Below are 22,365 nucleotides of genomic sequence, written 5' to 3' on the forward strand. Positions count from 1 at the left end.
CAACTTAATAGATAAAATTGATAAGTGGCAGTATATTATTGACAAGTTCAATTTATAATCTTGAATTAACGTTCTTTTTAAGTATAATTTAAAATATTGTACTTTTGGAGAAAATAAAAATTATGAAAAAAATTGATACTGCTATTCTTGAAATTGATAGAGTTATTTGTAAAAATATAAGTGTTTTTGACAACTCTGAAAGAGGTTTATTATCACAGAATATTTTAGGACAACTTAGGAATTTTATTGAACATATTGCATTAAAAGCATATAGTATACACACTAATAACCCAGATATAGAAATCTCATATCCAAATATCGAACAAGCTAAAAAGTATATAAAACCAAAAGCAGATTTTAAATTTTTAAATAAGTTTCAAAACTTATTGCAAATATCTGCATCACACTATACCCTTGATGCAGAAAATTCTGAAAGACTGATGTTAAAATACTATGAATATTTATTAAAAATAAAGTCACATCTAAAGCATACCTATAATTTGGATGTTCTAAACAATATAGATGACTTTCCTATTGATACTGACTCTACTACCAAAGAATATCATGAAAAAATAGCTCAAAAAATCATTCAAACAAGAAACAAAAAGCCACAAAGCGACAGATATTATATTCAAAAAGTAAAACCATTTTTCGTTAATTACGAAGTATATTATGAAGTAACTTTTACAAGTGCTACTGATTATACTAGTAAATTTGATAGGATTATTGCATTTACAAAATTTGATATATCTACCAATTATGCTGTAAAGCTTTTTATAAGTAGTGAACATATACAAGTTTTAGGTAAGGATATGCCTATTGATATTATTGATGGTTGGGAAGTTTCAATCCGTCAGTGTGAATTTAATAATTTCGCTGATATTTTTGGTGATCATCCAAATATACAAAGTGGTAGTAAAGAATATAAAGAAATGATGAAATTTTTAACTATTACAGGTTTACATTTAGTTGAATTAGTTACATCAACAGAGACTTATTATCAGAAAATAAAAAGTGTAGTAACTAAAAAAGCCAAAGTTACACATATTTTTAATATTTTAGACCAATGTCGTGAAATAGTTATGAGCAACTCATCAGGCTTTAATGTTATAAAATATTTGTTGTATAGATTAAACAATAAGATTATAAAGCAACAATATATGTTTGGAAGACGTGGAAAATACTTATCAGGCTTATATTTACAATGGGGATGCATTCCTTTTGATGAAATGCCTTTTTGTACTTCATTGTTAGGGCATAACCCAAAACTTTCCGATTTATTTGATTGTATTGGTTCGGACGATAGAGAGTGTGAGTTACTTGCAAGACTTATAAAAAACAATACTGAGACTAAAGGACAGCTATATACTTCTAAAAAAGAGATTACTGGTTTTGAAAACATTGATAGTCTCATAGAACTATATAATAGCAATCTATATTATAAACATACTGCTAGAAAGATAGACAGCTACAAAAACTTTTTGTATATAAGGGAATATGAAAGAGATACTATACAGATTATTGAGAAGCTAAAAGAGTTATCTTCTTCTGGTGTTGATGGATATTCAAATACGATTAAGACTTGGCTTAAGTCATCTGATTACTCAACTGAGCATATTGACTGCGAGGATAAGAAGTCTTCATTAAAACATATGTTTAAAAAATCACATGTAGCTTTAATATATGGTTCGGCTGGAACTGGAAAATCTACAATGATAAATCATATATCAAATTTTTTTAATGATTCAGAAAAGCTTTATTTGGCTAATACCAATCCTGCAATAGATAATTTAAAAAGAAAAGTTCATTCTGAACATTGCGACTTTAAAACAATTCGCAAATTTTTATTAGAGAGACACTCTAATACTGAATTTGACTTGTTGATAATTGATGAGTGTAGTACTGTTAGTAATTCTGATATGCTTCAAGTTCTGAATAAAGCTTCATTTAAATTATTAGTTTTAGTAGGAGATGTTTTTCAAATAGAATCTATACTTTTTGGGAATTGGTTTGATATCTCTCAAAGCTTTATCCCTGATACTTCTAGATATGAGCTGACAATACCATATCGTACTCGTAATCCTAAACTAATTGATTTATGGAATAAAGTTAGAGGTATGGAAGATGATATTCTAGAGCACATAACAAGAAACGATTACTCAGTTAGACTAGATGATTCAATTTTTGAACATTCTGGAGAGGATGAAATTATTTTATGCTTAAATTATGATGGTCTCTATGGGATTAATAACATCAATAAATTTTTACAAAGTAGTAATAAAAATGCTCCAATTAAATGGGGTGTTCAAACCTATAAAATTGATGACCCAGTATTATTTAATGAGACAAAAAGATTTGGATCAAGTATTTATAATAATCTAAAAGGGAAGATAGTAGGTATAGCAGTTTTTGAAGACAAAATACAGTTTGATATTGAAATTGATAAAGCAATAGAAGAAAGAGATACAATTTTACATGATTTTATACTACTAGATACCAATGGTGATGATAAATCAATAATTCGTTTCTTTGTAAATAGGTATAAAAGTACCGATGAAGATGATGATTCATCTGAGGCTATTGTTCCTTTTCAAATTGCCTATGCTGTTTCAATACATAAAGCACAAGGTCTAGAATATAATTCAGTTAAAGTAGTTATTACAGATGAAGTCGAAGAAATGATAACTCACAATATTTTTTACACAGCCATTACAAGAGCAAAAGAAAAATTAAAAATATATTGGTCACCTGAAACTGAGAAAAAAATACTTGAGAATTTAGAAAAAAGAGATAATAAACGGGATGTTGGGTTATTAAAGTCAAAGATGTAAATAACTTTTAAAAAGCATATTGGTGCGGGGAGAGAGAATCGAACTCTCTTGTGTCTCGGATCAGGGCAAAACCCAGTAATAGACTGTTGAAGGAGATTTATTCAGTAAGGATTGATACCAATCCCCACTCCAAAAGACACCACACTGAAAAATAGATTCATATTCACCTCCATATTTAGATGTAGAATAATTTGTAAATTAATCTCAAAGAAGAGACAATAACATATTTGAATCAAAATCTCATACACAACTATTACCAAGTAATCCCAAGAGATATACTTGTAAAACCATTATATCATAAAAAAGAATGGCATTTTATAGTAAGATACTAATATATTCTAAAAATATTGAAAACTATAAAATTAAATGTATTATTTTTTATAGTTTCTCTATTAATACAGAGGAATAATGTCGAAAATTAATCAAATAGAAAAATCATTACAAGAAATTGATGCTACAAAGTTTCATAAACTTGTAGATGCTTATTTATCAAAAGCTTATTCATACCATATTGTTTCAAATGGTACAAAACTAGCAGAAGACAAGCCTACAAAAGGCACACCTGATAGTTTAGCAGTTTTAGAAAATGGGAATTATATATTTATAGAGTATACAACTCAAAAAACAAATATAGTAAGTAAGTTTTTAGATGATATAGCTAAGTGTTTTGATGAAGATAAAACAGGTATTCCAATAGTTAATATTGAAAAAATAATACTTGCATGTAACTCAGATTTAAATCCTGAAGAAATAAAAAATCTAAAAAATGCGTGTGCAGCAAAAAGTGTTGAGTGTATTGTTCTTGGTAACTCAACAATAGCAAATGAATTATTTAGTAGATATCCAAGTATTACACAAGAGTTTCTTGGCATATCAATAGATAGTGGACAAATTTTAGATTATGATGATTTTATAAAAAACTATGACTCAAATAAATATTCTACTCCTTTAAAAACTTCTTTGCAATGTAGAGAAGAAGAATCTAAAAACTTATATGCTCTTATTGATAGTTCTGCTATTGTTTTGGTGACAGGTGCACCAGGAGTTGGAAAAACAAAACTAACACTTGAAATTTGTCATAGCTATGCAGAAAAAAATGGTTATGAGTTAAAGGCTATATTAAATAGAGGAGTAGACATTTTCGATGACATTAAGTCATATTTTGGTGATGAAAGTAAACGTTATCTTGTTTTCATAGACGATGTTAACAGAATTCATACAGCTTTAGAATATCTTCAAGGGTATTATGGAGATCAATTGCAAAATGGTGATATCAAAATTATAGCTACAGTTAGAGACTATGCTAAGGAAAAAATATTTCAACTTTTACCAACCAAACTACAGACATCAGAGTTTGAACTAAATGTTTTGAATGATGCCTCTATTAAGTTGATAGTAGAAAATGAATACCATATTACAAATCCATTATATCTTGAAAGAATTATAGATATTGCAAAAGGGAACCCTCGTTTAGCTTTAATGGCTGCTTCTGTAGTTAAAGAAAATGAAAATTTAGAATCAATATATGATGTGACATCATTATATGACGAATATTTTTCACATATCAAAGATGATTTAGAAGTTTTTAATCAAGATGGTTTTCTTTTAGCTATTACTATTGTTTCTTTTTTTAGAACTGTAGATAAAAGCAATACTGACCAAGTTGAACTTTTGGAAAAAGTATTTGGTATTTCAATTAATGATTTATGGAAATATATTGAAGAACTACATCATCTAGAAATATTTGATTTGTATGAAAATGAAGTCGTGAAAGTATCTGATCAAATATTATCTACTTACTTATTTTATAAAATAGTTTTTGTAGATCAAAAAATTAAAATTGATATTTTTATAGAACATTTTTTTCCAAGGTATAAAGCAAGGTTTGTTGAAGTACTTAATCCACTTTTAAGCACTTTTGATACACAACATATCATCAATTTATTAAAAGAACCAGTAAATATAACTTGGGAAAAGTACCTAAGTAGTGAAGATGACATATATGAAGTAATGAGTATATTTTGGTTTTTGAAACAAACTGATATCTTGGCTTATTTTAATGAAAAAATCAATAATTTAGAGACAGAAATAGTTGATATTAATACTCTTGATTTTTGGGATAGACCAAATAATAGTCAATCAAATGATGATACTTTAGAAAGACTTGCTATTTTCAAGAATGATAATCTTCAATCAATGCAAATAGCTATTGAATTGATTTTAGCTTATTTTCAAAAAAGACCATCAAAATTATTGCAAGTCATAAATACTTTACTAGAGGGTTATGGTTTTCAATATGAAAGCTATCGTATTGGCTATAAAAAAGAATCTTTATTGCTTGATATTCTTTGGAAACATTGTGATAGTGGTAAAAATAAACTGATTACAAAATTATATATTCAAATCTGTCACGGACTTCTTAAAACCGAGTTTGAAGATAATAAGTGGAAAAATAATCAGTTTATACTTCAAAGTTTTAAGTTAGCGGAAACAAGTGAATTAGAAGCGTTAAGAGACAAAATATTCAATACTTTATCTTCTTTATTTACAGATGAAGAATATCAAAAAGATATTTTGAAATTAATTAGTGAGTATCCGTCTGGAATGGGATTTAGATATGGAGTTTCTGAAATAGAACAATGGGATAGTAAAAATATCATTCAATTTATAAAAAATAATTTCGACCCAAGTTCTTATGAACATACAAAAGTGGTGCATGAGTGTTTAGATGCTTTTGATAAACGTGATATAGGTTATGAAGTTGAGATTCGTGATAAGTTTACGCATCCAATATATGTATTAGAAAAAGCCTTGATGCTTGATGCAGTTGAAATATCTTTAGAAAAGCCTAGAGTTGAAGATGAAAAAACTGATTGGAATGAAATTGATAAAATCAAACAAAGTAGGTTATCTACTTTAATTAAAGAATATAATTTATCTGACTGGGAAGAATTATTTGAAAAATGTAAACTATTTTTTAGTTTTGAAGGAAGAGATCATTATACACTTGATAATAACTTAAGGGAACTATTCCATATATTAGCAGAAAAAGATCCTTCACTGTATGTTCAAGTACTTAAAAAATACCTAGAGCTGGGTAATCCATTTAACCTTAACCTAAACCTTATTAATTTAATTAATATCCTTGGGAAAGAAGAATCTTATAAACTTTTACAGCTGTATGAATACAACTTAAAAGAATCATGGTTATTTAGTTTTTTTCAAGCTTTAGCATTAGAATTAACTAGTAAAGATGATATTCAAGAATTATTAAATCTATATAAAAAAGCTGAAATAAGATCAATCCCATATCATTTAGACTATCTAAGAAAATATTTATCTATTGAACCAGATATTTTTATTCAAGTAACTCAAGTTTTAGTGGAGAGAGGGGTTAATGAAGATAGAAATTTTAAACGAGGTTTTGAAATGGTATTTAGTTCACATACAGATATATTTAAAAATTTGGAAGAATATTTTAAAAATGATTTAGAGCTATTAAAGCAAGCTTATTTACTTAGTATGAGTGATAAAAGTCATTTTGATCATGATTGTGAGTCCTTAAATAAGTTGATTAGTTTTGATCCATCTTTTTTAAAAGTATATGTCAATAAGTTATTTAATGATAAAGACTATATTAGTTCTCATGATATTACTGGTGATTTTACAGCTATTTGGTCTAGAGCAGACTTTGAAAATATATTTTTTGATCTTATAGAATTAATCTTTACCATATCTAAAGAAAAACCAATATGGAGAGGTGGAGAAATATTAAAAGGTTTTTTCTCTTATTCAAAAAATAATAAAGAAGTTAAAGAAAAAATTGATTATGTAATAAAAAAATATATTGAAACATTTTCTAAAGATGAGGAACGTATGATATTTATTTTTGAGCATATTAGTGAACTTTCATATGAAGATAGAAAAGAATTTATTTCATACTTTTTACAACAAAATATTTCGTATGATATATTCAAGAAATTATCTTTTGAACCAAGTTCATTTGGTTGGTCAGGGAGTAGAGTGCCTTCCTTACAAAAAGATAAAGATTATTATATGTCACTACTTGACGATATGAATGGCATACCACTCCTTAAACATAGACAATATATAGAAAAAAAGATTTCATATATTGATCAAGAAATTAAAAATGAAAAAAAGAAAGATTTTATGAGTGATTACTAGCATAATGTTTTTATAAAGTAACTCCCGAAAGGATTATCATCGTCTTGTCATTCAACCACTTCTTACACCCTACAATAAACAATTTTAAGGGTGTTTTTTGTTATCTCGAAAATCACCTCTAAAAAACTAATAGCTATCAAATGTTTTTTAAAAATATCTCTTTCATAATTGTAGCTATAGCGCCACTTCTCTATGATCAACATGACTCTCAGCAAGGATACGGTTTGAGATATACGAGCAAATACTGCAAGCATTATAATGAAGCTCCTTTTCACGCAAAACTATTTTTTCCTGTTCACCTCATGGAGATATATCATAGCCTATATCACTAAAAGCAATTTTGAGTTCTTTAATCTTATTTTCATTAATAATTATGACAATTTCTGCCTTATCGATTTTGAATTCATACTTTGATACTTCAGTATTTTTAACTGTAGCTTCTTGTTTTGGTATTAGGGTATACTCAACTCCTATTGTGATTATTCCCTCTCACATCGATCTTCCCCGTCACTGCTGTGCTGATGAGTACCGTGCGGCGTTCTTTGAGGAGGGCGATGGCTTGTTTGGCTTTCTCGGTGAGGGTGTCGATCTTGTGGGTTTGAGCATCGAGATAATCGGCTATTTGTTTTTGTTCTTCTTCGGGAACTATCACCAAGTCTACCAAAGAAAAATTTTCAAATCTCAAAGCTTGACCATCCCGCACTAAGTTAGATGTACTTTGTAATGCCTGTATATACGGTTTCGATTTAAATAGATAAGTAAAAAAACTTGCATACACATGCTTAAGCGGTATTAATGCTATATACGCAGAGCTCACACAGCCAGATATATTACAGTATTCTAATCCACCCTGAAAGCTCCTCATACTAATCACAAAATCGTTTGGTTCTACATGTTTAAGTATTTCACTGCCTGTCAATACTTGTGTTACTCTTCTTCCTTCAATCTCCATAAATTTTTTTTGGGAGATAATTCCGTGTTTTTGAGATGCTGTTAATTGTTCATCACCTTCCCTTGCTCTTTCTTTACGCTGGGCAAAGAGTCTTCGGCTTTGCACAACCTCCCAATGCTCCGGCACCTCCCCCAGCCATGCCACGCCGCTGTCCTTCATCTGCACCTTCGGGTCGAGCCCTTTGGTGACGGCGTGGGAGATGAGTGCCTGTCGCTTCTCTGATAGAAGATCTATGAGCTTCTCCTGCTTCTCGATGAGGGTGTCAATCTTAGCGGTTTCACGGTCGAGGAAATTAACAATACTATCTTGTTCATCAATAGGAGGCAATAAAAACTTAAGTTTCTTAAGTTCGTCAAAGTTCAATCCTTGCCTAACACCTGCCCCCATGCCGTAAAAACCTTTATGAATGTCAAACGAATGTAGATATAAATGGAAGTATTTTTCGTTTCCTATAGACTTAGACTTTTTAGCAAGACCAACATAGGCAGATGTGATTATCCCCGTTTCAGTTACCAACCCGGTACGAAGACTCTTCTTATCATTTTGTAAATCTGTAAGTCGCAAAATAATATAGCCAGGGTGAACTATCTGATATGACTCAAAACTATCTGGCAATAATCCTTTTGTGGTATCAATATTCTTTTTTATAATTCGCCCATAGCTCAATGAGAGTAAGTTGGAGTTTCTTAGCCCAGTATTTTTTTCTTTGTTATTTACAAACAATGAAGATAGTAAGCCTACCTTCCAATGCTCCGGCACTTTACCCAGCCATGCAACTCCACTCTTCTTATACTTCGGATACGGCTTATATCTGCTCACGCCTTGATCTCCTGCAAGAGTGTGATGATCTCCTCCGTTACTGCATCAAGCTCGGCATCGATCTCCTCCAACGGTCGTGGCGGCACATACTCGTAAAAATGACGGTTGAACGGAATCTCGTAACCGACGATGCCCACCTTGCCATCTTTCTCATCGACCTTCTTTTCATCGATCCACGCCAGCGGCACATGAGGCTTGACCTCACGCTCGAAGTAGTCGTAAATGTCCTCCTTGAGCGGGACATTTTCATAATCCCGTAGGTCGGGGTTGGGTTCGAGATTGCCTTTTTTGTCTCGACAGAGTCCGGCTTCGTCGTCATGCTCTCCGAGATGCTTTTGCAGCAGCTTAAGCTGTGAAGCGGTGAGCTTAACACCCAGTAGCTCCATGAAGCGTTCCCGATCAGTGATCTTCTCTTCGTCTATTTTGGAAAGTGCTGCCAATATTTCCTCTTGCAGTGCTTCACTCCACTTGCCAAAGGCTTTGTCCGCTTTGAGTGCCTCGATGCGCAATGCATCATGCGGATAGAAACTCAGCTGCAACGGTCGTTCTACCGTAATGCGGCGGTAGCCAAAGTCGGTGATATCGAAGATCTTACTGATCTTGCTCGCCTCGAAACTGCCATAGATACGGGTGATCTCATCGATGCTCGTTTCACTCAGCTGCTTTCGTTTGCTTCCCAGCGACTTGCGCATCGGCTCACCGAAGTCGGCAGCGTTGATTAGCTGCACCTTGCCTTTGCGCTCTGTGCTCTTGTGGTTGGAGAGTATCCAGATGTAGGTGGCGATGCCCGTGTTGAAGAACATATCGGTCGGCATAGCAATGATCGCTTCGAGTAGATCGTTTTCGAGGATATAGCGGCGTATTTCACTCTCACCACTGCCAACTCCTCCTGTAAAGAGTGGCGATCCGTTGAGAATGATACCGATACGTGAGCCGCCTTCGTTCACAGGTCTCATTTTGGAAATGAGATGCAACAGGAAAAGCAGCGACCCGTCACTCACACGTGGTAGCCCCGGACCGAAGCGCCCGTTGTAACCCTTGAGCTTATGCTCGTCCGTCACCTCTTTCTGTACTTTTTTCCACTCCACACCAAAAGGCGGATTGGAGAGCATGTAGTCAAACTGCTTGTCGTAGAGTTGGTCATCGCTGAGGGTATTGCCCAGCTTGATGTTGGAGACATCTTCACCCTTGATGAGCATATCGGCTTTACAGATGGCATACGACTCCGGGTTGAGCTCCTGCCCGAAGGTGACAAGCTTTGCTTTGGGGTTGAGCTCATGCACATACTCACTGCCTGAAGTGAGGAAGCCACCCGTACCTGCCGTGGGATCGTAGAGCGAACGGACGATGCCGGGCTTTGTCAACACATCGTCATCGGTAGAAAAGAGCAGCGCAGTTGTCAACCTGACAATGTCACGGGGTGTAAAGTGCTCTCCGGCTGTCTCGTTGGAGGCTTCTGCAAAGCGGCGTATGAGCTCCTCGAACATCAATCCCATCTGATGGTTGCTGACATGTTCGGGAGAGAGGTCAACGGTGGTGAACTTCTCGACGATCTGGTAGAGCAGGTTCGCTTCATCGAGTGTCTCTATCTGTTCGTTGAACTTGTACTTCTCGAAGATATCACGGGCATTCTCCGAAAAGTCGGCGATGTAGTTCTCAAGATTTTCTTTGAGGTTGGCTGGATCGGCAAGCAGCTTTTTGAGTGTGAACTTGGAAGTGTTGTAGAAACTGTGCCCTGACTTTTTCGTCAAGAAGATGTCAAGGGAGATCTCGAGACCTTTACGCTTCTCATACTCCTCCAGTACCGCTTCTCTTGTGGGTTCAAGGACACATTCAAGTCTTCTTAGCAGAGTAAAAGGCAGGATTACTTTTCCATAATCAGACTGTTTATAATCTCCTCTTAACAGGTCTGCCACAGACCAGATGAATGCTGCCGTATTTGTCTTGCCCATATTCTTCCTTCATGCTATTGTTTCTATTAACGATATTATAGTGGTTTTTAATTCTCAATCAAAGTTTTGAGAGCCGAACAAATGATTCTTATATAAACCAATGCAATCATCACTACAATAGGGGGTTACAATTTTTAAACAAATAGCATATTTTACTCATAATTTGTCATCATATAAAGGCATATATGATACAATTCTCTATATCTATTTTTTCTCTGATTTCACTGAGAACACCCTCTACCCATAGTGATAGGGGAGGACAAAACGCAGCACCTTGGCTGATAGGTGTGTCCCTATAAACAGCGTCTTCTATTGAGGAAATTTTCCTCAACTCCAGGCAGTTAAACTGCCAAAAAACAGGATAGTACTGTCCTAAATTTCACATACTTCTTCAATCAAAAGTCTTAAAAATACAATCAATCGTATTTTTTCACATCTGCGTGTTTTCCTTTGATTTTATCAGCCTTTTTTCGCATATATCAGGAGAAATGCCATGAAAAAAAGTGAACTAACAAAGCTACTCTTCAATCAATATGGGAAATTGCTATTAACCCGCACAGAAACGGCACAAGTCCTGGGAATATCTGCTTGTACCTTAGACAGAATGCGCACAAAAGGGCTAGGTCCAAAATGGCAAAAAGAAAATGAGAAAGCAAAGAACAGCAAAGTTTCTTACACAATATCGGATGTTGCCGAGTATGTTGCAAGTAGACCATCTAACCTTACCTACCAAGGAGGTCATTGTGAAATTGGCCGATAAACTCAACCGCTATACAGGGCTCTCGCATGAAATACGAACCAAGTCACTTCGGTGGCTTGCTCGCCAACCTGAACCCATGATTCTTGAAGCGTTTATCAAACAAAAGGAACATTATTTCACACTTTCTCAGCGAAATGAAGCGAATAAATCGATCCTTTATCTCTCCTCGCTCTATAAGGCTGCACACGATCTTTACACAAGATCTAACCAGGCTGCAAAGAAGAACAGGCATGAGAATATTGATGATGTTGAAGATGTAACCTCTATCCATGTACTACAACACACAAAACATATACCCTCTCCAAAAATGGAGCGGATGTTAAATTTGAAAAACAAGATTTTGAGGCTTCGATACCAGGAAAAAATGTCCTATAGAGATATTTCTGACTTTTTACGCAAATTCCATCGTTTTGAAGTCTCTCATACCACCATCCATCATTTTGTAAAGCAGATGGATGAAACAAACCTAATAAAAAACTACAAAAAGGACACCAAATGAATCATCTATGGCTTAATATCACCTACCCGAAACATCTCATTGAAAAGATGGCAAATGAAATAAAAAGCAAGAAGCAACTTGAATCTCCTAAAAACCATTGTGATTTCAAATATTGTGGCTCCTCAAACTTTCTGCTTTGCGGCGCACGAACGGATTATTTATACCGCGTTTTTAAGGATTTAGAACATTTAGACAGGACCTATCAGTCAGTACATGATATCTTACATTCAATGCCGGACGATAAACCTGCCAAATCTATCTATGAGTCCATTATGCACCACAATTACCAAATACTTAGTATGATCGATAATAAAGGCTATAACCCTATTGTGGCAGGGGATGCTGCGCTTCTTTTTACGCTCAGAGAAATGGGACAGTTTCATACGTTTCTGGAGAATCGTTATGGCATACCCGCTTTGCTTGCAGATAATGACTATTATGCCTTGGGCTATGCGATTATTTTAATCGACCATAACAAAGATGCATATCTAATAGATCTGCTCAAAAACTATTTATCATCACTCAGACCAACAGAACACCCTATTTATGAAATACTGGAAAAGATTGATAGCAGGTATCGTCCTATGGATCATTAATCTATATGAGAGAGCCTCATCTTCTCTTCGAAGAGGGCATCTCTCTCCTCTTCAGAGAGTTGATCTACTGTACTGGAAACGAGTAGTTCAAGTTCCTCTTCCCACTCTATAGTGATTTTTTTTACAGTCACTTCTCCATTTTTAACGATGGATGTATATGTCTTGTCTTTATAGTGAAATATTGTTTTCATGATTTATCCTTTTACTCTGACTAATGGCTGTTAAAATGCTTATTCACATCTTCCATAGAGATATGATCATACATTGTTACCAGATCATAATTCCAAGACCAAAGACGACGAAGCTCTTCGGCTTCATGAGGATCTACCTCAAAGCCAAATAGTTTATATAATGACTTTCGTGCAGAAAATACACTGGAAGGACTTTCTCCTTGTATCATAAGCTGATTTAAAACCCCTTCTGTTTTATCATCAATATAATATTTTGAAAACAGTCCAAAAGCTGTTAGTGTATTACCATACTTATGTTTTAAAAAATAAACCTCATTTTTTTTACGCTCTATATTGCTATCATAACTGTTAATGCTATTTTGGATTTGAATCATTTGATATATACTATACAATATGATCATACTGGGGATACCTGCGACAACACTATTTTTTGTTATAGCATACCCTGCTATAGCCGCTATAGACATAAAGACTATCAAAATAATGTACAAAACATTTTTCTCAGGTCTTCTACGTGAATAAATAGAGTGGTATCTTCTTTCTATATCTCTTTTTATTTTCTCTACCGAAAATAAATTCACTTTAGAAACATCACCTCTAACTCGATAAAGCTCCTGAAACAAGTAATTGATATCTTTATCAATACTTAGTTGTTCTTGGTACTGCCTATGCGCTTCATTGTCCTCACGAATTTCATCTAATTTTTTATTTGCCTCAGATGCTTCTATGTACGCTAACATTTCCCATGTGCTACCCATAGTCTATTCCTCTACCTTTATATCTTTCGCAGAAGAAGCATTCTTATAAGCACTCCAGTCAATACAAGCATTTACTTTTGGTTCTTCACGCTTAAGCGTTTCTGCCGCATCCCAGGTAGGGAAAAGATATGTTGGCTTTTTAAACATTCGGATATGACCCCTATAGTGCGTTGCTATATGGTCAAACATCCTTCTGTACATGCATTTGTCATCTTCAAGCCCACTATCCGGCTCTTTGTTTGCAGGGTTGCAATACCGATCATAGGCTTCACCTGAAGTAATTGGGAAGCCCATCATATTATTATCATACTTAAATCCATAACCGGGATCATCCAATATAAAATATTTATATCCTTTTTTAAGTGTCTCACGCGCAGCAAGATACAAATACGTGTGCATTGCACACTCATGTTCTTTTTCCGGTGTTTTTGAAAAAGCTTCGTTTTCAGTAGGCGCAACAGGTTCCAAATAGAATCTATTGGTTTCTTTTTTGTGTAAGTTTACTGTAGGCTGCGCCCCTCCACATCCCGTAAACAAAAATGCTGATACCGTAACAATCATTCCAGTCAATATGTGTTTTTTCATTATCTGCTCCTTGCCTGATCTTTTTTGGCAATGGAGATCCATTTGCTTTCATTTAACTTGTCATTAGAGACTACAAGTGTCATCAGTCTTGTACGATCGCTTCCGGAATTACACTCTGTGACATAGAGATATTCATAATCACCGGTAGCAGCTTCATTGATAGAGTGTATGGCAAACACGGCAAGTCCTGCAACCGCACCGTTGACCAAACCAGAATTACTGATTAGTTGCGCACCATCAAGAGCACCTTTAACCGCTCTATCTTTTGCTTTTGCAATCTCTTCAGCATATCCTTTTCGATCTCCCTTGTAGACCAATACCGGTGTTGTTTTGCATGGAATGCGTGCAGTATTTGCCGTAAATACTTGTAGATTTTTATGATACTCATTTGCCATTGTCAATACAGGCAAAACAGCCAAGAGCCCTATGAATGTTTTTTTCATCTTCCTTCCTCTTACTTTATGTTCTATAGAACATTTAAAAAAGATTATATAGCTACTACACTTATATAAAAATTACCTATAGGACATATTTTGGAAAGTGCTGATTTCTCTGAGGAAGAACTAGAATTTTTTTACAGAAAAATCGGTACCGTAGTTCAAAGAGCAAGAAAAAAGAAAAATATTACGCAAATGCAACTTGCCCTTGCCATTGGTCACAACTCCGTTGGACATGTCGCAAAAGCCGAGCTTTACAAATATGGGAAACACTTTAGCTTGGAACAGCTTTATAAAATATCAAAAGTCCTCAATATTCCAATGGCTGAACTTTTTCGTGAAGTCGAAGCGATCGATTAACTTCTTTTGCTTATGTTAGATCTTGGTATTGAATTTGTGATGCGCGCATGCAAAGAAGGCATTTTATTTGGCTTCCATGTCCGCCAGTTTTTCACATAGCCATCTCGAAATCTATGATGTTTAAAAAATTCTGGATTTTTTTCGTATTGTTCTTTCCCTATTGCAAGAATAGCTGCAAAAAGAGCCAAAAGCCCCAAAGTAATCATTGCTTCTGTTGAATACATTGCATCTCCTTTCTTTTTGTAAATTATACCATATCCTAATACGCCAAATGCTCTAATCCATAAATCATATTTACTCTAAAGTCAATACCCTAAATAGTGCTCAGTAATATTCGCTCTAAAATGTTTCATCTCCCAACTTACACCCTGTAGTGCCTGCTCATAACTATAGCCGGCTTTCTGGTATGCCCTTACTCGGTTTTGAGCAAAAGTCCATCTAAAACCATGACTGCCATGAGGAGTAATGCCCAAAGAGAGACAAGCCTGTCTAATATCACTACTGTATGCCTGATATGAAATCCGAAAGATATGTGACTCTCGAAAATACTCTTCCAGTAAATGATAAACTTCTATCGGAACAAGCACATCCCCTTCTTTGCCACCTTTCTCTTTGGTCACGATCACTCCGTTGATTGCACCGGTTATTTTATCGTCCCTATAACCTCTAATCTGTTCCTCTTTAATGAGCGTAACCCCTTCGCTTCTGGCACCGCCATAGAGCTGTATCTGAGCAGCTATTTCATGTTTTTTCTCTTTAAGCCTCATAATAATACTTATGGGATCATCATAGACTCTGTTATGATATCCATCGGCAACAAGTTTTTGAACTTTTGCATAATGCAGAAGCTCTTTGCGTATATTCAAATCATACACCCTGTCTTCTCCATATGTATCACGACAGAAATATCTCAATGCCCATTCCAGTTTCCCAATAGCAGATACAATTTTCTCAAGATACTGCTTGGAGGGGTAATACTCTATTTTATAGGAGATATAAGCATGTACATGCTCTTGGGTAATTTTCTCAAAATCCTTGAGCTTCCAATGCTCTTTGAGATAGTTACCGAGATTATCCCAAACGCTTCTGTAAGTTCGCATCGTCTGATAGGATGAGATGCACTGAAAATATGGGTGTTCCGGATTGGTACGTTGATATTTTTTTGCCCCTTCTTGAAAAATAGCTTTTGTCAAAAGTGATGTCTGATAATATACTGATCCTCGCATCTATCGTTTCTTCCCTTATTGGGTATATTGTTTATGTTGAGTCGATCTGCTTTTATTGCCCTGTAGCATCTCAGGTCAGTATACACGAAGTGCACCACTGTCTCCATACGGGTTTTCACTTTTACTATACAGGTCAAGAGTGAGAACTTCAGCCACCTGTATGCCGCTTTTTACGATACCCGGCCCTGTATCGACTCTTCAATGAAAAGTAAATTGAAAGTTAAAGTGTAACAACTATGGTGTGTAAAGGGAAGAGAAGAACGAAATATTTAACATGTCATATTGCAAAAGTACCCGTTTCCATTGCTTTATAAGAGTCTGTACGACAACGTATGGGCGCGATTTCTGGATGTAAACTATATTTTGTGTTTTACAATTCATTTTACAAAAGTTTACAGGGGACTTTACAAAACAGGCGACAAGGTTTTTTATACTTTATCTAGTACATTTATTTTTTAGAAGTATCTTTCTCAAAGAAATGAACATACAAAGAAACCAACCCTACCATGAAGGTATCATAAACACTCATCAAAAGAGATATCCTCCAAATAGATTGCATGCTTCTCTTTGGAGAAGTGAAACAACTTTCTATACTGTGTGTCGTCTGCAAAAATAGTAATGATGACAAAGCGGTTCTTTTTTTTATTAAAGTCGATTAGCATGCTGTAGTAATTACTTTTTTCTCGATCTTTAGGGAAAATAAGAACAGCTCGTTGATACTGCAGCACCTCTCCTTGCTTGAGTGCTACTATAAGAAGTTTTTTAAGAACTGTATCACTAAACCCTTCAATACGAGGCTTCCCGTTTCTTTTATGGTAAAGATGTTTGGTTTTTATAATTTCATAGGCTTGATTGGCATATCTTATTTTCAAAACATATTTGATTTTGGCAGGGGCTTCTTGCATAACCTCCATCTGCTTCTTTCCTCTCTTTTTTCTTACAGATTTTGTCAATATATTTGCTGGAGAAAGACAGACTGTCGCATCTAAAGAGGTGGCATTACTGCCCTGATCGCTAAAATGAGCCCATTTTAAAATACTTCTTCTCTTTTTCAATATCCTTTTAAGCAATTTGGAATATTTTCTTTGTTCATCTTTAAAAATAAGCTTATTGATCCTTTCATCAAAACAAAAATCATCCCAGAGAATCTTTTGATCGTTTTTTATAGAGCTTATATCTATACTGTCAAAATACAAAAGCGTATTCTTGATATGAAATATTTTTGTACTCTCTTCGTAAAAAATTTCAATTTCCATATAGTTTTTATGTTGGATACTCTTGGGAATAACTATTCTAAAGTGCTGATCTTTCAGAGGAAAAAGTGCCCTCACCACTCGTTTAAACAACTCCTGCAAAACCTTTTTATACTCTTTTGAAAACTTTACATTATCTATAAAAGAATCTCTATCAAGCTGAATATGATACCGATCTTTTAGAATAAATGAAAATGTTTTTAGTCTCATAAATTTACTTTTATTTTCAAGTTTGTCTTTTAAAAGAGCTTGCGTACGAATTGTGAAAAACCACTCTTAGGTTTTCTTGTTAAAAACCAAAATAAAATGAATATCCCTGCCATATACATCCAAAAGAACAGGAATTCTTTTATTGAAAATAATAAGGTTGTGAGCAACACCATGCTGCATAAAAAAATAAAATCAAATATACTTTTCTTTAACATCTCTTCTTTCTTTGATATTTCAAAACAATCATAGCACTTGAGCACTTTAAACTTCCATTTTTTATGATAAACATTACCTATTGTAACAACTCTATTTTTTTATAAAAATCTGTTTTTATCCTCAAGTATTTGCATATAAATGAAACTCTCCTCAAGTATACTCAAGTTTCATCAAAGGTCTATTTTTGCTCTTTGACATATGAAATTTTATTGCAAATAATTGGAGTAATGATTTTTCGTGTGATTTTCAATAATACGGAAGAGGTAGCAAGTTAAAGATGCCCTGATTTGAAGCGTCAAACATCTCTAACTTACATTGAGAGGAGTATAGCAAAAAAATACTTCTTAATCAATGCCAAATATAATGTTAAGCTCTACTTCATCAAATTCCAAAAAAATCACATAACACCCTCCGGGGGTTCTACCTTATCCCGGTCTAAGTCGCAAGATATGATCGGGGCTGGTACTTATGGGCGGGAAACCGTTCTAGAGTTGATAGCACATATGCCGTGTTTTCAGCCGAGTGGTCAGGGCACTCTTTTGGGTTACTGATCAAAGATCTACATAATTGCTAACAAAAACTGAAATGCACCCCATCAAAAAGCCGACTCAAGACCTCCTAAGTGGCGAAAGCCCTCTCTAATCAATCCGGAACACCTGAATTAAGAGACCTATAGAAGAATAAGGAGTTATGTATCAGCTATCAATCGATACATATCTGATGATGACCGACGTGCGACGGATCGTTCAATCAGTGTTTTGAGCCCTGTGTTTTAGCATAGGGCTCAAGTGCTCTTCAAATTTCACTCGATGCTCTGGATCATCAAAAGTAGGCTCTATGGTGGTACATAGGTGGTATTTAGTGTCAGTGAACAATAGTTAAAATGCTCTGAGATATCGGTATATTGGGGGTTTAATTGGATTATAAAAAATAGATGGCCGGGAGAGGGGGATTCGAACCCCCGGAGGTGTTACCCTCACCGGTTTTCAAGACCGGCACATTCGACCACTCTGACATCTCCCGACAGCAATAAGTAGAATGAAATTCTATCTTAAAAAGATAAAAATCTCATGAAATGGAGGAGCCACCCGGATTTGAACCGGGGATAGCAGCTTTGCAGGCTGCGGCCTTACCACTTGGCGATGGCTCCACACTAAAATATAATGGGTGGTACCCGGAGCCGGACTTGAACCGGCACGGTCGCAATGACCGGGGGATTTTAAGTCCCCTGTGTCTACCATTCCACCACCCGGGCTTTCTAGGTACCATTTATTATTTATACTGTAACTTCTCATTTATGGAGCGGGCGAACGGGATCGAACCGTCGACCCTAACCTTGGCAAGGTTATGCTCTACCGCTGAGCTACGCCCGCATTTCCACAACCTATTTTAAGTATTAGCTTAAAATTGGAGTGCGATTATAGCCAAAAAACCTTTTAATGTAAAGAGAAAGTAGGATTTTTGAATATAAAAGTGCTATAATCCATAAAAACTATCCCGACTATAATAGGGAGTATAAAGGTTTCATATGAGAAGTGACGAAATAAAACAGGGGTTCAGCAGAGCACCCCATAGAAGCTTACTGCGCGCAACCGGTGTAAAAGAAGAAGATTTTGAAAAACCGTTCATCGGTGTGGCGAATTCTTTCATAGAGATCATTCCCGGGCATTTTTTCCTCAACAAGGTAGCAGAGGTTATTAAAGAAGAGATACGTGCGAACGGATGTGTCCCTTTTGAGTTCAATACTATCGGTGTAGATGACGGGATCGCAATGGGGCATGATGGTATGCTCTACTCTCTTCCGAGCCGTGAGATCATTGCGAACTCTATAGAGACGGTCATGAATGCTCACAAGCTTGATGCGATGATCGCCATCCCGAACTGTGACAAGATCGTTCCGGGTATGATCATGGGTGCACTGCGTGTGAATGTACCGACAGTGTTCGTTTCCGGCGGACCGATGGCTGCAGGACATATGAAAGACGGTACCCCTATCGATCTTGCCACTGCTTTTGAAGCTGTGGGTGAATTTGAGGCAGGAGAGATCAGTGAAGAAAAGCTCCATGAGATCGAATGTAACGCCTGTCCCAGCGGTGGATCATGTTCAGGTATGTTTACCGCAAACTCTATGAATACACTTATGGAGGCAATGGGGATCGCTTTACCGGGGAACGGTACGATCCTTGCATTAACACCGGAGAGAACAGAGCTTTACAAAAAAGCAGCGAGACGCATATGTGAGATAGCCAAATCCGAAGCAGCAGAGCAGGAGAAGTATAGAATAAGAAATATCCTCAATGAAAATGCAGTACGTAATGCTTTTGCTGTAGATATGGCAATGGGCGGGTCTTCAAATACAGTACTTCACATGCTTGCCATCGCTAAAGAGGCGGAAGTTGACTTTAACTTACAGGACATCAACGCGATCTCCAAACGTGTATCACACATTGCCAAGATCTCTCCATCATTGACAACAGTGCATATGGAAGATATCAACAAAGCAGGTGGTGTAAATGCGGTAATGCACGAAATGATGAAACGCGGTGATGATATCTTACTCGATAATCTTTCTATAACAGGTGAAACCTTATATGAGAAAGTCAAAGATGCAGAGATCCTGGATACGAACATCATCCATACCATTGACAACCCTTACTCTGAAGTGGGTGGGCTTGCTATCTTGTATGGTAACCTGGCAGAACAGGGTGCTGTTATTAAAACAGCCGGGATTACCGGTGATAGAGTCTTTACTGGTACAGCAGTATGTTTCAACTCTCAAGATGAGGCAATTAAAGGCATCATCAATGGTAAAGTCAAAGCAGGTAATGTTGTCGTTATCCGATATGAAGGTCCTCGTGGTGGTCCGGGGATGCAAGAGATGCTAAGCCCTACCAGTCTCATCATGGGTATGGGTCTGGGAGATAAAGTAGCACTCATTACTGATGGCAGATTCTCGGGGGCTACAAGAGGTGCAAGCATCGGTCATGTGAGTCCTGAAGCTGCAGAAGGCGGGCTTATAGGATTACTTGAAGATGGTGATGAGATCCATATCGATGTAGATAAGTATATCCTGCAGGCAAACTTGAGTGATGAAGTGATCGCTCAAAGAAGAGCAAATTTCAAGCCATTGGTAAAACCGTTAAAGAGTAGATGGTTAAGACAATACAGAGCGTTGGTCACCAATGCAAGTAACGGTGCGGTACTGGAAGCTGAATAGTCACTTTGCTCCAGTGCCTAGGCATTTTACATATTTTAGAGACAGTGTCAAGTCTTTTGCTGCGTGAATACTGAAATTTAGGAAAAATATTTAAGAAGATGTTGAGGAGCCGGAACTCCTCGAAGAGAGGGGTTTTGGTTATGAAGCTACTCTTCTGGCTCCCTTATAGCGTTGACTGTAGAAAGGTTTATTCAAACTTGTAATAACCACTTTCTTCTTTGCCGAGCTTGCATGGATGAATTTGTTGTTCCCTATATAGATACCCACATGATTGACATACCCTCTACGTCTTTTGGAAGTATCAAAGAAGATAAGATCTCCCGGTTTCAAGTGGCTTCTGCTGACATATTTTCCATATTTTGATTGTGCTATTGCTCTTCTTGGAATACTGATCCCATTTTTCTTACACACATAAGTTGTAAGTCCCGAGCAATCAAAAGTATTTTTCTGTCCTACGGCACCCCAGACATATCTTCTTCCAAGCTTCTTTTTGGCAAGATCAATGAGTTTTTTGCCTTTTACATTACTTTTTCTATGAAAAAAGATGTCATTTGAAGCAAGTTTTTTATTTTTATGTGCTTTTGTTCTGACCGCTTTTTTTGACTTTATGCGCATAAGTGCTCTAGCCAATTTTCTATCATCCCGTTTATTTTTTCTTTTAGCTGTTTTGATCTTCGCTCTTTTGGCATACACATTACCTGGAATTTTCAATGCTTTCCCCAATTTGAGTACTCCGCCTTTTTTAAGACCGTTTGCCTTTCTTATTTTTGCAACAGTCGTATGATGTTTGCGGGCGATCGTAGAAAGTGTGTCCCCGCTTTTAATAACATATTTCATTGATTTTGCTGATCTCTTGCTGTGTACTTTTTTAGCAAGTTTTTTATGCTTGCTTTTTTTAGCGATCTTTACCGGCTTTTTGTCCTCATTCTTGCGGGATTTCATCTTTTTATTTGGGAAATACGTATTTGTCGGTACTTTCAGCACTCTTCCTATCTTAAGCATAGCCCCCTTTTTGAGACCGTTTGCTTTTCTTACTTCTTCTATAGTTGTGTGGTTTTGATGTGCTATAGTATAAAGTGTTTCACCACTCTTGATCGTATGTTTGACTGTTTTTGTAGCGGCTTGGGCTGTAACTGCGGAAAAAGAAAATGTGAGTAATAGAATATAAAGTTTTTTCAATGAATACTCCTGAGAAATTGGTTTTTACAATATAGGATATACTCTCTATACTAAAAAATATTCAAAATTGTATCTATATATGATTAATAAAAAATAAATGTGAATTGAAATTTAACTTAAAGTCATGCCGATACTTTCT

17 protein-coding genes and 4 tRNA genes are annotated in these 22,365 nt (G+C 35.7%); 7 read left to right on the forward strand and 14 right to left on the reverse strand.

What is annotated here, in order from left to right; all coding sequences use genetic code 11:
- The first annotated feature begins 122 nt into the window (after positions 1–122).
- Together ACZ48W_RS06075 and ACZ48W_RS06080 are read left to right on the forward strand one after the other, a co-directional pair.
- Positions 123–2,831, forward strand: coding sequence for an ATP-dependent DNA helicase (locus tag ACZ48W_RS06075; protein WP_464827433.1), 2,709 nt, complete (start codon positions 123–125; stop codon positions 2,829–2,831).
- 408 nt (positions 2,832–3,239) lie between these two features.
- Positions 3,240–7,016 (forward strand): nSTAND3 domain-containing NTPase, encoded by a 3,777-nt coding sequence (locus tag ACZ48W_RS06080; RefSeq protein WP_464827434.1) that lies wholly within the window; start codon positions 3,240–3,242, stop codon positions 7,014–7,016.
- A gap of 463 nt (positions 7,017–7,479) precedes the next feature.
- On the opposite strand, the gene ACZ48W_RS06085 is transcribed toward ACZ48W_RS06080, so the two are convergent.
- Both ACZ48W_RS06085 and ACZ48W_RS06090 read right to left on the reverse strand, forming a co-directional pair.
- The gene (locus ACZ48W_RS06085; protein WP_464827435.1) at positions 7,480–8,787 is read right to left on the reverse strand and encodes a restriction endonuclease subunit S; all 1,308 of its coding nucleotides are present in this window, start codon (positions 8,785–8,787) and stop codon (positions 7,480–7,482) included.
- Positions 8,784–10,739: a type I restriction-modification system subunit M gene (locus ACZ48W_RS06090; protein WP_464827436.1), complete on the reverse strand. Its 1,956-nt coding sequence runs from the start codon at positions 10,737–10,739 to the stop codon at positions 8,784–8,786. The genes ACZ48W_RS06085 and ACZ48W_RS06090 overlap by 4 nt, the downstream gene beginning before the upstream one ends.
- 493 nt (positions 10,740–11,232) lie before the next feature.
- Here ACZ48W_RS06090 and ACZ48W_RS06095 point away from each other — a divergent pair, with 493 nt between their 5' ends.
- Genes ACZ48W_RS06095 through ACZ48W_RS06105 form a run of 3 tightly spaced genes read left to right on the forward strand, consistent with a single transcriptional unit; the run spans position 11,233 to position 12,594 of the window.
- Positions 11,233–11,499, forward strand: a complete 267-nt coding sequence (locus tag ACZ48W_RS06095; protein WP_464827438.1) for a helix-turn-helix transcriptional regulator — start codon at positions 11,233–11,235, stop codon at positions 11,497–11,499.
- Positions 11,483–11,998 (forward strand): hypothetical protein, encoded by a 516-nt coding sequence (locus ACZ48W_RS06100; RefSeq protein ID WP_464827439.1) that lies wholly within the window; start codon positions 11,483–11,485, stop codon positions 11,996–11,998. The genes ACZ48W_RS06095 and ACZ48W_RS06100 overlap by 17 nt, the downstream gene beginning before the upstream one ends.
- Positions 11,995–12,594, forward strand: coding sequence for a hypothetical protein (locus ACZ48W_RS06105; RefSeq protein ID WP_464827441.1), 600 nt, complete (start codon positions 11,995–11,997; stop codon positions 12,592–12,594). The genes ACZ48W_RS06100 and ACZ48W_RS06105 overlap by 4 nt, the downstream gene beginning before the upstream one ends.
- Here the strand turns inward: ACZ48W_RS06105 and ACZ48W_RS06110 are convergent.
- From ACZ48W_RS06110 to ACZ48W_RS06125, 4 genes are read right to left on the reverse strand one after another with little or no spacing between them, the layout of a single operon-like run.
- Positions 12,591–12,785, reverse strand: coding sequence for a hypothetical protein (locus ACZ48W_RS06110; RefSeq protein ID WP_464827442.1), 195 nt, complete (start codon positions 12,783–12,785; stop codon positions 12,591–12,593). The two genes, ACZ48W_RS06105 and ACZ48W_RS06110, sit on opposite strands and share 4 nt — an antisense overlap.
- Before the next feature lie 20 nt (positions 12,786–12,805).
- Entirely contained in the window at positions 12,806–13,543 is a 738-nt protein-coding gene (locus ACZ48W_RS06115) for a hypothetical protein (RefSeq protein WP_464827443.1), read from the reverse strand.
- Between the two features lie 3 nt (positions 13,544–13,546).
- The gene (locus tag ACZ48W_RS06120) at positions 13,547–14,128 is read right to left on the reverse strand and encodes a hypothetical protein (RefSeq protein WP_464827444.1); all 582 of its coding nucleotides are present in this window, start codon (positions 14,126–14,128) and stop codon (positions 13,547–13,549) included.
- Positions 14,128–14,571, reverse strand: coding sequence for a hypothetical protein (locus ACZ48W_RS06125; protein ID WP_464827445.1), 444 nt, complete (start codon positions 14,569–14,571; stop codon positions 14,128–14,130). The genes ACZ48W_RS06120 and ACZ48W_RS06125 overlap by 1 nt, the downstream gene beginning before the upstream one ends.
- Before the next feature lie 90 nt (positions 14,572–14,661).
- Between ACZ48W_RS06125 and ACZ48W_RS06130 the strand changes: the two genes are divergently transcribed.
- Positions 14,662–14,925 (forward strand): helix-turn-helix domain-containing protein, encoded by a 264-nt coding sequence (locus tag ACZ48W_RS06130; RefSeq protein ID WP_464827446.1) that lies wholly within the window; start codon positions 14,662–14,664, stop codon positions 14,923–14,925.
- On the opposite strand, the gene ACZ48W_RS06135 is transcribed toward ACZ48W_RS06130, so the two are convergent.
- The 7 genes from ACZ48W_RS06135 to ACZ48W_RS06165 form a co-directional block, all read right to left on the reverse strand.
- Positions 14,922–15,149, reverse strand: a complete 228-nt coding sequence (locus ACZ48W_RS06135; protein WP_464827447.1) for a hypothetical protein — start codon at positions 15,147–15,149, stop codon at positions 14,922–14,924. The two genes, ACZ48W_RS06130 and ACZ48W_RS06135, sit on opposite strands and share 4 nt — an antisense overlap.
- Before the next feature lie 81 nt (positions 15,150–15,230).
- Positions 15,231–16,151, reverse strand: a complete 921-nt coding sequence (locus tag ACZ48W_RS06140; RefSeq protein ID WP_464827448.1) for a hypothetical protein — start codon at positions 16,149–16,151, stop codon at positions 15,231–15,233.
- A 515-nt stretch (positions 16,152–16,666) separates the two neighbouring features.
- Positions 16,667–17,614, reverse strand: coding sequence for a hypothetical protein (locus ACZ48W_RS06145; protein ID WP_464827449.1), 948 nt, complete (start codon positions 17,612–17,614; stop codon positions 16,667–16,669).
- A 1,151-nt stretch (positions 17,615–18,765) separates the two neighbouring features.
- A tRNA-Ser gene (locus ACZ48W_RS06150) sits at positions 18,766–18,853 on the reverse strand.
- A gap of 53 nt (positions 18,854–18,906) precedes the next feature.
- Positions 18,907–18,980 (reverse strand) — tRNA-Cys (locus ACZ48W_RS06155).
- An 18-nt stretch (positions 18,981–18,998) separates the two neighbouring features.
- Positions 18,999–19,085: transfer RNA gene (locus ACZ48W_RS06160), tRNA-Leu, on the reverse strand.
- Between the two features lie 43 nt (positions 19,086–19,128).
- A tRNA-Gly gene (locus tag ACZ48W_RS06165) sits at positions 19,129–19,203 on the reverse strand.
- A gap of 155 nt (positions 19,204–19,358) precedes the next feature.
- Between ACZ48W_RS06165 and ilvD the strand changes: the two genes are divergently transcribed.
- Positions 19,359–21,047: a dihydroxy-acid dehydratase gene (gene ilvD, locus ACZ48W_RS06170; RefSeq protein ID WP_464827450.1), complete on the forward strand. Its 1,689-nt coding sequence runs from the start codon at positions 19,359–19,361 to the stop codon at positions 21,045–21,047.
- A 138-nt stretch (positions 21,048–21,185) separates the two neighbouring features.
- Here the strand turns inward: ilvD and ACZ48W_RS06175 are convergent, their stop codons facing one another.
- Complete coding sequence (locus ACZ48W_RS06175; protein ID WP_464827451.1) at positions 21,186–22,226, reverse strand: C40 family peptidase; 1,041 nt, start codon at positions 22,224–22,226, stop codon at positions 21,186–21,188.
- Positions 22,227–22,365 lie beyond the last annotated feature (139 nt).

It is taken from the genome of Sulfurovum aggregans, from assembly GCF_055385215.1.

Coding starts and splice junctions, on each gene's coding strand:
- ACZ48W_RS06140 (WP_464827448.1), bottom strand. CDS start 16,151: ATGCGAGGATCAGTATATTATCAGACATCACTTTTGACAAAAGCTATT.
- ACZ48W_RS06075 (WP_464827433.1), top strand. CDS start 123: ATGAAAAAAATTGATACTGCTATTCTTGAAATTGATAGAGTTATTTGT.
- ACZ48W_RS06115 (WP_464827443.1), bottom strand. CDS start 13,543: ATGGGTAGCACATGGGAAATGTTAGCGTACATAGAAGCATCTGAGGCA.
- ACZ48W_RS06145 (WP_464827449.1), bottom strand. CDS start 17,614: ATGAGACTAAAAACATTTTCATTTATTCTAAAAGATCGGTATCATATT.
- ACZ48W_RS06135 (WP_464827447.1), bottom strand. CDS start 15,149: ATGTATTCAACAGAAGCAATGATTACTTTGGGGCTTTTGGCTCTTTTT.
- ACZ48W_RS06120 (WP_464827444.1), bottom strand. CDS start 14,128: ATGAAAAAACACATATTGACTGGAATGATTGTTACGGTATCAGCATTT.
- ACZ48W_RS06080 (WP_464827434.1), top strand. CDS start 3,240: ATGTCGAAAATTAATCAAATAGAAAAATCATTACAAGAAATTGATGCT.
- ACZ48W_RS06125 (WP_464827445.1), bottom strand. CDS start 14,571: ATGAAAAAAACATTCATAGGGCTCTTGGCTGTTTTGCCTGTATTGACA.
- ACZ48W_RS06105 (WP_464827441.1), top strand. CDS start 11,995: ATGAATCATCTATGGCTTAATATCACCTACCCGAAACATCTCATTGAA.
- ilvD (WP_464827450.1), top strand. CDS start 19,359: ATGAGAAGTGACGAAATAAAACAGGGGTTCAGCAGAGCACCCCATAGA.
- ACZ48W_RS06090 (WP_464827436.1), bottom strand. CDS start 10,739: ATGGGCAAGACAAATACGGCAGCATTCATCTGGTCTGTGGCAGACCTG.
- ACZ48W_RS06095 (WP_464827438.1), top strand. CDS start 11,233: ATGAAAAAAAGTGAACTAACAAAGCTACTCTTCAATCAATATGGGAAA.
- ACZ48W_RS06110 (WP_464827442.1), bottom strand. CDS start 12,785: ATGAAAACAATATTTCACTATAAAGACAAGACATATACATCCATCGTT.